We start from the raw sequence: 12,407 nt of genomic DNA, 5'->3' as shown, positions 1-12,407 counted from the left end.
TTTCTCCAAAAGAAAACCCCCCCTGTCCGAGGGGGGTTTTTGAGCGGAATTTATCCTTCTTCCGAGAGCAGCACTTTTTCCAAAGCGGCAATTGCTTCGTTCTCGTCCACGCCGTCAGCAATCAGGGTAATTTCCTCCCCTTTGGCGATTGCCGAAGCCATGATGCCCATGATGCTCTTTCCGTTGACCGTCTTTTCTTGTTTGACGATCTTGATTTCACTGGCAAACGACGTGGCCATTTTCACAAAATGGGCTGCCGGCCTCGCATGCAAGCCATGCGGCAATTGGACTACAATTTTCTTCTCCACCATCCTGTTGTGCCTCCTTAGCTGTCTTCTTTCATGATTGTCGTTTTGACATACGCCTCTACCTGCGCGGATGTACCCATCTGCAAAATGTTGTCGATATGCCGGGCCATTTCCTCCCGGCTCAAGAGACTGAGCTGCTTGCGGGCGGGCAAAATACTGCTTGCGCTCATGCTGAATTCATCGAGGCCAAGTCCAAGCAAAATCGGGATGGCCACAGGATCGCCCGCCATTTCTCCGCACATCCCGACCCATTTGCCCTGGCTGTGCCCGGCCTCGATCACGTTTTTCAACAGCCGCAGAACAGCAGGGTGATACGGCTGATACAAATAGGCAACCCGTTCGTTCATCCGATCCGCCGCCATCGTATATTGAATCAGGTCATTGGTGCCAATGCTGAAAAAGTCCACTTCCCGCGCGAATACATCGGCCATCAGGGCGGCAGCGGGGATCTCAATCATGATGCCCACTTCGATGCGATCGGATACAGCGACTCCGCTATTTTGCAGGCCTTCTCTCTCTTCTTCCAGGATCGCTTTGGCCTCGCGGAACTCCTCCAGCGTCGCAATCATCGGAAACATGATTTTCAGATGGCCATGCACGCTCGCCCGAAGCAGAGCGCGCAGCTGCGTGCGGAACAGCTCCTGTCTGTCGAGACACAGCCGGATCGCGCGATAGCCGAGAAACGGATTCATCTCCTCCGGCATGTCCAGATAGGAAAGATGCTTGTCTCCCCCGATGTCAAGCGTGCGGATGACCACAGGCTTTTCGCCCATGCTCGCGAGTACCTGCTTGTAGGCGAGATACTGCTCTTCTTCGGTCGGGAAGTCATCCCGTCCCATGTATAAAAATTCCGTGCGAAAAAGGCCAATCCCTTCCGCGCCGTTCGCGAGCGCCCCTGCGACATCGGCCGGGCTTCCGATATTGGCGGCCAGCTCCACGTGATGCTGGTCCGCCGTCATGGTCGGGGTGTGGACCAGCTTTTCCAGCTCGGCCTTTTGCTCAGCGTACTGGGCCTGTTTCCTGGTGTAGTGCGCGATCTCTTCTTCGCTCGGGTCGATAATGACCACGCCTTCGTGCCCGTCCACAATCACGAGCGTAGACGGCTGGACTGCGCTTGTAATCGTCTGTGTTCCGACCACAGCCGGAATCTCCAGAGAACGCGCCATGATCGCGGAGTGCGAGGTACGTCCGCCAATGTCGGTCACGAAGCCTTTTACATAGCGGCGATCAAGCTGCGCCGTGTCCGAAGGAGTCAAATCCTCTGCCACGATGATGACTTCCTCTGCGAGAGAGCCGGGATGGAAAACGTTCACTCCCAGCAAATACGCCAGGACCCGCTTCGTCACATCGCGAATGTCGGCCGCCCGCTCGCGCATGTAATCGTTGTCCATCTGTTCGAACAAGCCGATAAACGCCTGCGCGACATCGTGCAGGGCGCTTTCCGCGTTTGTGCGCTCCTGTGTGATCTTGTCTTTTACGACGTCGACCAGTTCAGGGTCCTCCAAGACCAGCAGGTGGGCTCTGAAAATGTCGGCGTGATCCGCGCCCATCTCTGTTTCCACACGCAGCGCAATTTGCTGCAAGTCTCGTTTCGCCCGGTCCAGCGCTTCCTCGAAACGCTGAATCTCGCTGGCCGCATCCTCCACCGCTACCGTCTTGATTTGCATATCAGGAGCACTCAGCAAAAACGCCTTGCCGATGGCTACCCCTGCGGAAGCTTTTACACCTACAATTCGTTGGGACATTCCTTGCACCCGCCTTTCCTCACTTGGTCCTTGTCCACTCTTGCAGCAGTTGGGCTTGTCTGCGCACCACTTCCTCCAGCGGATGGCCTGCCGGAATGCCCGTGCTGTTGCGCAGGGCATGTTCCCACCCGAACTCTTTTACGTCTGTCTGGATGCGCACCGCTTCCTCGTCCTCTGGCGAGTCAAACAACAGGGCCGCGGCAATCGCCAGACTCAAATACACGGGATGGATTCCTCGCTCCATACATTCCAGAGCAGGACCTACCAGCCGATCGTGGCGGGACAGCTTGCGCAGCGGCGAACGCCCTACCCGAACGACGTCGTCCGAGAGCAGCGGATTCGCGAAGCGTGCCAAAATCTTCTCGCTATACTGCGCATGCGCCTGCTCGTCAAAGCCGTACTTGGCTACCAAAAGCGCTCCTGTCTCCTGCAAGGCGCCTCTGGCCGCCTTCGCCACTTTCTCGTTTTGCATCGCTTCATCAATCGTTTTCGCTCCCAGCTGATACCCGAGATAGGCAATGACGGCATGGCCGGTATTGACGGTAAACAGCTTACGCTCGATGTACGGAGCCAAATCATCTACATAGGTGACGCCTTCGATTTGCGGCACGTCTCCCACCATTTGCGACTGATCCACGACCCACTCGAAAAACGGCTCGACCGTGACCAGCAGCTTGTCTTCGTGCTGCTGAATCGGCACAATGCGGTCTACCGCTGCATTGGGAAACCCGATCAGCTCCGCCGCCTGTGCCCGCAACTCTTCGGAGAGCCGCGCAAAAACGTGTTCCTTCAGCCTTGCGCTCCCGCCAATCATGTTTTCGCAAGCGATCACATTGAGTGGACGCGGATGGTCTGCCAGTCGCTTGGCGATGCCTGCCGCAATCGCTCCCGAGATCGGCCCGAGGACGTTTGGCCCCACAGCCGTCGTCACCAGATCGGCGGATGCGATGGCAGCAGCGACAGCGTCGACATCCTGCCCGTGAATCGCCCGCACTCCTTCCACGACCGACCGGGGATTTCCTGCTGTTGCCAATTGCACGTGATACATTTTTCTCTGGTTCAGCTCGTCAACCAGCGCTGTGTTCACATCGACAAACACAACCTCATAGCCTGCCTGGCTCAACAACTGGCCGATAAAGCCTCGGCCGATATTGCCTGCTCCGAAATGGACTGCCAGCATACGCGATTACACCTCCTGGGTGAACATCGCGATGATTTCTTCCGCCGTGGCGGCCTCGACGATCCGCTTCACGTTTTCTTCCTCGGAGCAAAGGATCGCGATATTGGACAGCACCTCCAAATGCTCATCGCCCACTGCCGCAATTCCGACCAGAAGATAGGCGGTATTCCCTTCGCCAAAATCGACGCCATCCGGCACCTGCACAACCGAGATTCCGGTAGAGCGAATCTCTGCCTTTGCTTCGTTCGTGCCATGCGGAATCGCTACGCCGCTGCCGATGTAAGTGGTCGCCAACTCCTCGCGCTCCAGCATTTTTTCCACGTAGGGAGCCGTCACGTGTCCGGCGCGAACCAGCAGCTCGCCCGCCAGTCTGATCGCTTCTTCCTTGTTCGCTGCTTTTGCCTTCAACATGATTTTCTCTGTGGTCAGTATGTTTTTCATTTTGTACTCTCCCATCCTGTCTTTTTCAGGCAAAAGGCATACAGCCTGCCTGCTATATAATCAGCAATGTGCTGGGTTTCCCCGGTTTTCAGCACGGATTGCATCTCTTCCTCGATCAAAAGGGCGCTGACCTCGCTGAGCACCTCCAGCCCTTCCTTGGGCACTTCCTTCGGCCCCAGCAATAGCAGCAGCACGTCCACCTGCATCGCTTCTTCGTCCATCGAGCGGAGCGACACGGGCTGCTCCAGACGATGAAAAGTGAACGATGCGTTTTGTACCGCCTCGTTTCTGCCGTGGAACAGCGCCATGGAGGTACCCGGTATTCCCAGTCCGCCGAGCTTTTCGCGGGCGATCAATTGCTCCACGACAGGCTCTGCTGCAAGGATGGTCCCCCGTTTCTCCAGTTCCGTGCAAATGTCCCGCAAAAGCGCAGACATATCGCGGTACCGGTTGCGGACGCGTTCTCCCCACAAGCCTTCCAGAATTTGATTGGCGTAGGTGGCATAGAGCTGCATCGCCTTCAACTGCTCCCAAGACCGCTTGCCAGGCGGCACGATTTTGTTTTCCTTTTTCGCCGCCCCCGCCTGAACCGGGCGGTTGTGCAGATGAAACTTGATTTTTTGAATGTCGTCCTGCGGCAACAACGGGCTGACGACTACGTATTCTGCCGGGTCGAGCGCCAGCGGCAGGGTGGAGATAATCAGATCGTAGTCGCTGCGCGGCACGCTGCCCAGATCAAACATGGACAAATTCTGCAAGCTGACGATCTCGGGAATTTCCTTTTTGATGCGCGTCGCCAAAATCTTCGAGGAGCCAATTCCGCTGGAGCAAACGACCAGGGCGCGATAGCGCTGTTGCTCCAGCCGCCCTCTCTCCAGCGCTGCCCCCACATGCATGACCAGGTAGCCAATCTCTTCCTCCGGCACTTGCAGCTCCGGCAGGAGGACGGCCACCGCCTCCTTTACGACCGCAAACAGCTCCGGATAGTTTTGCTTGATCTGGCCAAGGATCGGGTTGTGGATTTCCATCTGACGCCTCAGCCTGTACAGCGCCGGTTCCAGATGCGTCAGCAAGCCGTGAAACAACGACATGTCCTCCTGCAACGACAATCCCAGACGCTCTTCGCACAAGGTAATGAAGCGTGCGGTCAACGCCGCCAGCTCTGTATTTTCCGGCCAGACGGCACCCTCAGGGGACTGACGCAGCTTCGCTCCGCGCAAATGCATGGTAATATAGCCGATTTCATCCTGGGGAATCTCCATCTGAAAAATTCGCTGCAATCGCTCCATGATATTTTTGGCGACGACGTATTCGGGAGTTCCCGCCAGCTCGCTCAAGGTATGCTCATCAAAACGAATCTTTTCCCCTTTTTCAATCCGCTCCATCGCCAGCGCCAGATGCGCAACCAGACCGATATAGGCGCTGTCCGCGAGCGGATACGGCAGTTCGGCTTCGAGGTGGCTCAGGGCATTTTCCACCTTCATCAGCTTTTCCCGGTCGATGAGGGACAAGAGCCGCCGGGAAATCGAATCCATATCCCGCGCTGTCTTGTTTTGAATGTTTTCCTTAATAATGGCGATCAGCTCGTGATCGTCGAGATATTCGGCCATCAAGCGGCTGATCGCCTTTCTTTTGGACGCCTCGTTTCCGAGCAGCTCCACCCCGTATCCGCGCTTTCGCAGCAGGGTCAGGTCATAGCGGCGGAGCAACTCTTCAAGATCGTCCAGGTCATGACTGATCGTAGCGGTCGTCACCTTCAGATCAATCGCCAGGGAAATCAGCTTGACGGGCTCCGTGGCTGCCAGCAGGGAGCAGAGGATGATCGCCTTGCGTTCCTCGGCAGTGAATTCTGTCGTCGTCTGGTGCAAAACGGACATTTTCAGCGCGAGCTTCTGCTCGGGGGCGCCGACAACCTCCACCCCGGCCCCCGTCTTGCGCACCAGCTCCAGGCCGCTTTCAGCAAACAACGGGGCGAGGGCGTCCAGCTCCCTGTGAACGGTTCGGGTGCTCACGCCGATTCGTTCGGCAATCTGCGCCACGGTAATGCCCTTTTCTTCCTGCAATAAAATGTCCATGATCGATCGCTGCCGTGAGGATACATGCATGCCCTTGCTCCCTCCTTAACGCCAAAGAGGGAAAACGCTAGCGTTCACTAGCGTTGATCCCCTTTTACCCCAGCCGTTTGACCAACTTGTCATACTCCGGACTATTCAAGAAGTTATCAATGGAGATGTGCTCGGCAGACGGTGCCTTTGCCCGCGCTCTCTCCGTAAGCGATTTGTGCGTGATGACAATATCGGCATCGTCGGGAATGTCGTTGATCGCGGTGTTGATAACCGTGATCTCGCCAAGTCCGGCATCCTTGAACTTTTTGCGCAGGGATGCCGCTCCCATCGCGCTGGAGCCCATGCCAGCGTCGCAAGAGAAGACGACTTTTTTCACATCGGTAGCCACCACTGCTTTCGCCGCTGCTACCTCTTCTCCTTCTGCTGCTGGCTGCTTTTGGCCTTTCAGCTCCTGCATTCTTTCTGTCGCTTTTTCCAACTCGTCTTCAGACTTGTTGCTCATTTTCAGCAAAGCGACTGCGATGACGAAGGAAACGACGGTTGCGGCCACAACCCCTGCCCATACCGGGAGCAAGCCGCCACGCGGCGCCATGGCACTGAGGGCGAAAATGCTGCCTGGCGATGGTGGTGCCACCAACCCTGCTCCGAGCAGCGTAAAGGTAAAGACCCCTGCCATACCGCCGCCGATTGCCGCCAAAACGAGGCGCGGATTCATCAAAATGTACGGGAAGTAAATCTCGTGAATGCCGCCGAAGAAGTGAATGATGACCGCCCCCGGCGCCGACTGCTTGGCATTGCCCCGTCCTGCCAGCCAGTATGCCAATAGGATTCCCAATCCAGGCCCTGGATTGGTCTCCAGGAGGAAAAAGATTGATTGTCCTGTTCGCGCCGCTTCATCCAAGCCAATCGGACTGAAAATACCGTGGTTGATCGCATTGTTCAAAAACAGCATCTTCGCCGGCTCGACCAAAATACTCGCGAGCGGCAACAATCCGGCATCGACAATCACCTGAACGCCGGAAGCGAGCCCTTTACTAAGACCGGATACGACCGGACCAATCGCCAGAAAAGCCAGCAACGTGAGCAGACCGCCGAAAATTCCTGCCGAAAAGTTGTTCACCAGCATTTCAAAACCGGAACGAATCTTGCCTTCGAGCAGTTGGTCCACTTTTTTGATGACCCACCCGCCGAGAGGCCCCATAATCATCGCCCCTAAAAACATCGGGATGTCTGATCCGACAATGACCCCCATCGTAGCGGCAGCACCTACGACACCACCGCGCACATCGTGAATCATTTTTCCGCCCGTGTACCCGATCAAAAGCGGCAAGAGATACGTAATCATCGGCCCAACCAGCTTGGCCAGATTCTCGTTAGGCAGCCAGCCTGTCGGGATAAACAACGCCGTAATCAGTCCCCAGGCAATAAACGCGCCGATGTTCGGCATCACCATTGCACTGAGGAACCGCCCAAATTTTTGCACCGCGACTCGCAAACTGCCGGAAGACGATTTGTTCGCCAAGTTCTCCATACCGGACCCTCCTTTACCCTGTCTATAAAAATGTTGACATGATTAAAATGATAATGTGCACACCTCAAATATAAAGCGTTTACATATGCGCCACAACAAAATCAAAGCGCGAATTTGTCGCTCTTATTGTTGCCAAAACTTAATAACCGATAAAAGCATGCAAAAAAAGCCGATGCAATCATCGTTGCATCGACTTTTTCCTGTAGCGCTATTAACGCTGTTTGCTGCTGTACGCTCTCCCTCCGGACTCGGTGCTGCGAGAGCGAGACTCCCCGCCACGCGGACGGGAATCGCCGCTGCGAGGACGAAACTCTCCGCTGCGCGGGCGAGGTGGACGTTTGCCGCCGCCAAAGCCGGAACCGTATCCGCCTTTTCCTTTCGGGAATGCCTTTTTCTTGCCCACGCGCAGAGGCGCTTCTTCTGTCAGACGAACCGGAGTCATATCCGGCTCTTTGGTCAGCAGCTTGAGGGCAGCAGACACGAGCGTAACCGAATCGATATCCTCCAGCAGTTGCTCCGCCAGCCCTTTGTAGGCGCTCAAATCTTCGCGGCCGGACGCTTCCAAAATTTTCTCCACGGTCAAACGCTGCTGGCCTTCCAAGGCTTCCGCCATGGTTGGCACCGAGCGGCGCTCCATGCGACGGTTTGTCGCGCGCTCGATCTGACGCAGATGGTCCATTTCTCGCGAGGTGACAAACGTGATCGCGAGACCCGTTTTCCCGGCACGGCCCGTACGGCCAATGCGGTGAACGTAGCTCTCGGAGTCTTGCGGAATATCGAAGTTGAAGACGTGCGTGACGCCGCTGATATCGAGACCGCGGGCCGCAACGTCTGTCGCCACCAGTACCTCGATCGTGCCTTCCTTGAACTTGCGCAGCACGCTGTCGCGTTTTGCCTGGTTCAGATCGCCGTGAATTCCTTCGGCACCGTAGCCGCGCTTGGTCAGCGCTTCGGACAGCTCATCTACGCGACGCTTGGTGCGGCCGAAAATAATCGCCAGTTCCGGGGCATGGATATCGAGCAGGCGGCAGAGTACATCGAATTTTTGCTTCTCCGTGACTTCCATATAGTGCTGCTCAATGTTCGGAACCGTTACTTCCTTCGGCTTTACAGAAATCAGCGTCGGCTCCGTCATGAATTGCTGTGCAATTTCCTGAATCGCTCTCGGCATGGTCGCAGAGAACAGCAAGGTTTGACGATTGTCAGGCACTTCTTGCAAAATTTCTTTGATATCATCAATGAAACCCATGTTCAGCATTTCATCCGCTTCATCCAGGACGACGATCTGAATCGCATCGAGGCGAATCGTTCTTCTTCTCATGTGATCCATAAAACGACCCGGCGTAGCCACGATGATTTGCGGACGCTTTTTCAACGCCTTGATCTGGCGGGTAATATCTTGACCGCCGTAGATGGGCAGCGCGGAAATGTTTTTGAACTGGGCGATCTTGTTGATTTCCTCTGCTACCTGAACAGCCAGCTCGCGCGTCGGCGTCAGGACAACCCCTTGAATGTTGCCGTTGTTTTCGTCGAGGCGCTCCACCAGCGGAATCCCGAACGCAGCCGTTTTCCCTGTACCGGTTTGCGCTTGTCCGATCAAGTCACGGCCTTGCAAGGCAACAGGAACGGTTTGCTCCTGAATGGCCGTCGCCTCCTCGAATCCCATGTTGCCAAGCGCTCTCACAATAGAATGATGCAAACCAAAATCATAAAAAGTGGTCAATGAACGTCAGTCTCCTTTACCTTTACCTTCTTCTATAAAATTCTCATGAAAAAAGGGCACGATTCCTTACAGCCGGAACATGCCCTTCTATCTCCGATTGTACATAAGCACCCTACAAAGAACATGATCGTAATCGTACCATGCATCTTGTAAAAATGCAAACGGCATTTGTGCCCATTTTCCTCTAGTTTCCACAGATTGGCGCAGAAACATACCTTTGTGACCTGCAAAAACAGTAGCAGCTAGCCAAGCCCTTCCACATGCCCGCACTCATCCACATACAGCGATTCCGCCGCCGGTTTCTTCGGAAGTCCCGGCATCGTCACCACGCTTCCGGTCAAGGCGACGATGAAGCCTGCTCCCGCCGAAATGCGCACCTCGCTCACCTGAATGGTAAAACCGACCGGGGCGCCCAGCTGATCGGCCCGATCTGTAAAGGAGTACGGCGTCTTCGCCATGCACACAGGCAAATGGGACAGCCCCATTTCCTCTATCTTCCGGATCGTTTTTGTCGCCAGCGAAGAAAAGGCTACGCCCGAGCCGCGATAGATTTCTTTGACGACGGTCTCGATCTTTTCCTTCACAGGGCACTCATCTTCGTACAGGAAGCGGAAGGACGAAGGGCGCTCTGCCGCACGCATCACTTTTTCCGCCAGCTCGATCGCGCCTTCTCCGCCCTCTGCCCACGCCTTGGACACCGCCGCTTCGACACCTGCCTTTTGGCATAGCGCCAGGACAGCCTCGATCTCCGCCTGCGTATCGGTGGCAAAATGATTGATCGCCACAACGGCAGGCACGCCGAACTTCTGCAAGTTTTCCAGATGGCGGCGCACATTGGCGAAGCCTTTTTCCAGGGCGGCAAGGTTTTCCACGGCCAGATCCGGCACCTTGACCCCGGCATTGTACTTCAAGGAGCGCACGGTAATGACCACGACTGCAGCCGCAGGAGTCAGCCCGGCTTTTCTGCACGTGATGTGGAAAAATTTCTCCGCTCCCAGGTCCGCACCGAAGCCCGCTTCCGTCACGACGTAATCCGCCAGCTTCAAGGCCGTCTTCGTCCCGATCACGCTGCTGCATCCGTGCGCGATATTCGCAAACGGACCGCCGTGAACGATGGCGGGCGTGCCTTCGATCGTTTGCACGAGGTTTGGCTTGATCGCATCCTTGAGCAATACGCACATCGCCTCGACCGCATTGATTTCTTCCGCCCGCACCGGTTTGTCTTCCATGTCATAGCCGATGATGATGTGATTCAGCCGCTCGCGCAAATCGGCGAGATTCTCGCTCAGGCACAAAATCGCCATGATCTCCGATGCAGTCGTAATCATAAACCCGTCCTCCCGCGTCGTGCCATTGCCGTCTCCCAGCCCGACCACAATGTTTCGGAGCGCGCGGTCGTTCATGTCCATCGCCCGTTTCCAGACGATTTTTTTCGGATGGATGCCCCGCGGATTGCCGTGGAACAGATGGTTGTCGATCATCGCCGCAAGCAAGTTGTGCGCGGCGGTCACCGCATGAATGTCACCAGTAAAATGCAGATTGATTTCATCCGCAGGGAAGAGGTGCGCCTTGCCGCTCCCGGTAGCTCCCCCTTTTATCCCCATGCACGGGCCCAGAGACGGCTCCCGGAGCGCTGCGATCGCCTTTTTTCCAAGCAGATGAAGCGACTGCGACAATCCAATCGAGGTCAGTGTCTTGCCTGCTCCCGCCGGATTGGGATTCATCGCGGTAACGAGAATCAGCTTGCCGTCAGGTCGGTCTTTTATTTGATCCCACAATTGATCCGATATTTTTGCCTTATACTTTCCGTAAAGCTCGATATCCTGCTCATGGATACCTGCTGCCTTGGCAATCTCAACAATCGACTTCATACCCGCCTCCCTGCCTCGCGAACTATTTTATGTACCAATCATGTACATTCCACATGGCAGCCTGTTCTCCTATGCCCCGGGTCACTTTTCAGGGAAAAGAAAATCCTGCATTCTGACTCAGAATGCAGGCGGCGATTCCTCTTCGAAGATTTTTCCCGGGTTGAGAATGCCGTTCGGATCGAGGACGTGCTTCATCGCCTTCATCACGTCCAGCGCCGCTCCGTGCTCCTTGCGCTGGTATTTGACCTTGCCGACTCCTACGCCGTGCTCTCCGGTGCACGTCCCGCCTCTTGCAAGCGCGTAGTCTACCAGATGCGCATTCAGCGCCTCGGCGCGTGCCATTTCCTCGGGATCATGCACGTCGATCATGACAATGGCATGGTAGTTTCCGTCACCGACGTGCCCCAGCACAGCTCCGTCCAGACCCGAGCGGTCAATGGCTTGTCTGGCGTCGACCACGGCTTTGGCCAGTTCGGAAAACGGCACGCATACATCCGTCACCATCATCTTTTTTCCCGGCGATTTATGCAGGAAGGCGTACGCCAGATTGTGACGGGCATCCCAGAGCGCCGCCCGCGCCTTGGAATCGGTCTCGAACAAAAACTGCGTGCAGCCATGTTCGGCCGCGATCGTCTGGGCAAACCCGATGTCGTGCGCCAGGCTCTGCTCGCTGCCGTGAAACTCGATAAACAGCGTCGGGTTTTCCGGGTAGTTCGTCTCTTTGTACAAATTCACCTGGCGAATGGAGCGCTCGTCAACCAGCTCGATGCGCGCCACCTGAATCCCGGCCCCGAGAATATCGACGACGGTATCGACCGCGTCCTGAACGGTCGGGAAGCTGGCCCGCGCTGCCATCGTCACCTCCGGAATCCCGTACACGCGCAGCGTCAGCTCGGTGAACACGCCCAATGTCCCTTCCGAACCGACGAACATTCCCGTCAGGTGATACCCGGACGAAGATTTGGCTGTCATGCTGCCCGTATGAATGATGCGGCCATCCGCCAGCACTACTTCCAAATCGCGCACCTGATCGCGCATCACTCCGTAGCGTACCGAGGTCGTTCCGCTCGCATTGGTGGCCGCCATGCCGCCCAGCGTCGCGTCTGCCCCAGGGTCCACGGAAAAAAACAGGCCGTGCTTTTTCAGCTCGCGATTGAGCTGGGTGCGCGTCACGCCTGGCTGCACACGCACGAGGAAATCTTGCGGCCGGACTTCCAGCACCCGGTTCATCAGCGAAAAGTCCATGCTGATGCCACCGGCGTACGGAATGGCGTGCCCTTCCAGGCTGGTGCCCAGTCCAAACGGCGTCACCGCAATCCGCTTTTCATTGGCCAGCTTCAGGATGGCGCTGACCTCTGCTGCCGTCTGCGGAAACACCACTACGTCCGGCAGATGCGGCGTGTGATACGATTCGTCATGGCTGTGCTGCTCCAGTACCGTCGGGTTGGTCGTTACCCTGTCTTCTCCCAGCAGACGTACTAACTGTTGTCGATAGTCCACGCATACTCTCTCCTTCGCTACTTGCTCAGATAGACGAGAAGC

The 12,407-nt window shown here is 56.2% G+C and carries 9 protein-coding genes; all 9 read right to left on the bottom strand.

The genetic code is table 11. From position 1 onward, the window contains the following. Window positions 1-50: 50 nt before the first annotated feature. The 9 genes from ACTHO6_RS04075 to ACTHO6_RS04035 all read right to left on the bottom strand — a co-directional run bounded on the left by ACTHO6_RS04075 (window position 51) and on the right by ACTHO6_RS04035 (window position 12,365). Window positions 51-311 (bottom strand): HPr family phosphocarrier protein, encoded by a 261-nt coding sequence (locus ACTHO6_RS04075; RefSeq protein WP_440239641.1) that lies wholly within the window; start codon window positions 309-311, stop codon window positions 51-53. Window positions 312-325: 14 nt separating this feature from the next. Beyond that, window positions 326-2,053 carry a phosphoenolpyruvate--protein phosphotransferase gene (ptsP, locus tag ACTHO6_RS04070; RefSeq protein ID WP_440239639.1) on the bottom strand — a complete coding sequence of 576 codons (1,728 nt, stop codon included), beginning with the start codon at window positions 2,051-2,053 and terminating at the stop codon, window positions 326-328. A gap of 19 nt (window positions 2,054-2,072) precedes the next feature. After that, complete coding sequence (locus tag ACTHO6_RS04065; RefSeq protein ID WP_440239637.1) at window positions 2,073-3,233, bottom strand: mannitol-1-phosphate 5-dehydrogenase; 1,161 nt, start codon at window positions 3,231-3,233, stop codon at window positions 2,073-2,075. Window positions 3,234-3,239: 6 nt separating this feature from the next. After that, the gene (locus ACTHO6_RS04060; protein WP_440239635.1) at window positions 3,240-3,674 is read right to left on the bottom strand and encodes a PTS sugar transporter subunit IIA; all 435 of its coding nucleotides are present in this window, start codon (window positions 3,672-3,674) and stop codon (window positions 3,240-3,242) included. After that, entirely contained in the window at window positions 3,671-5,779 is a 2,109-nt protein-coding gene (locus tag ACTHO6_RS04055; protein ID WP_440239633.1) for a BglG family transcription antiterminator, read from the bottom strand. The genes ACTHO6_RS04060 and ACTHO6_RS04055 overlap by 4 nt, the downstream gene beginning before the upstream one ends. Before the next feature lie 64 nt (window positions 5,780-5,843). Next, entirely contained in the window at window positions 5,844-7,271 is a 1,428-nt protein-coding gene (locus ACTHO6_RS04050) for a PTS mannitol transporter subunit IICB (RefSeq protein WP_440239631.1), read from the bottom strand. 211 nt (window positions 7,272-7,482) lie between these two features. Next, window positions 7,483-8,994 (bottom strand): DEAD/DEAH box helicase, encoded by a 1,512-nt coding sequence (locus ACTHO6_RS04045; protein WP_440239629.1) that lies wholly within the window; start codon window positions 8,992-8,994, stop codon window positions 7,483-7,485. Window positions 8,995-9,236: 242 nt separating this feature from the next. After that, window positions 9,237-10,865: a formate--tetrahydrofolate ligase gene (locus ACTHO6_RS04040; RefSeq protein WP_440239627.1), complete on the bottom strand. Its 1,629-nt coding sequence runs from the start codon at window positions 10,863-10,865 to the stop codon at window positions 9,237-9,239. A gap of 117 nt (window positions 10,866-10,982) precedes the next feature. Then, window positions 10,983-12,365: an FAD-binding oxidoreductase gene (locus ACTHO6_RS04035; RefSeq protein ID WP_440239625.1), complete on the bottom strand. Its 1,383-nt coding sequence runs from the start codon at window positions 12,363-12,365 to the stop codon at window positions 10,983-10,985. Between the last annotated feature and the right edge of the window lie 42 nt (window positions 12,366-12,407).

Origin of the sequence: Brevibacillus sp. SAFN-007a, assembly GCF_051967035.1 — a bacterium.
Taxonomy (GTDB): Bacteria; Bacillota; Bacilli; order Brevibacillales; family Brevibacillaceae; genus Brevibacillus.
The sequence above is the reverse complement of the archived record's forward strand: the minus strand, read 5'-3'. Positions and strand labels throughout refer to the sequence as shown.

Coding starts and splice junctions, on each gene's coding strand:
- ACTHO6_RS04075 (WP_440239641.1), bottom strand. CDS start 311: ATGGTGGAGAAGAAAATTGTAGTCCAATTGCCGCATGGCTTGCATGCG.
- ptsP (WP_440239639.1), bottom strand. CDS start 2,053: ATGTCCCAACGAATTGTAGGTGTAAAAGCTTCCGCAGGGGTAGCCATC.
- ACTHO6_RS04065 (WP_440239637.1), bottom strand. CDS start 3,233: ATGCTGGCAGTCCATTTCGGAGCAGGCAATATCGGCCGAGGCTTTATC.
- ACTHO6_RS04060 (WP_440239635.1), bottom strand. CDS start 3,674: ATGAAAAACATACTGACCACAGAGAAAATCATGTTGAAGGCAAAAGCA.
- ACTHO6_RS04055 (WP_440239633.1), bottom strand. CDS start 5,779: ATGCATGTATCCTCACGGCAGCGATCGATCATGGACATTTTATTGCAG.
- ACTHO6_RS04050 (WP_440239631.1), bottom strand. CDS start 7,271: ATGGAGAACTTGGCGAACAAATCGTCTTCCGGCAGTTTGCGAGTCGCG.
- ACTHO6_RS04040 (WP_440239627.1), bottom strand. CDS start 10,865: ATGAAGTCGATTGTTGAGATTGCCAAGGCAGCAGGTATCCATGAGCAG.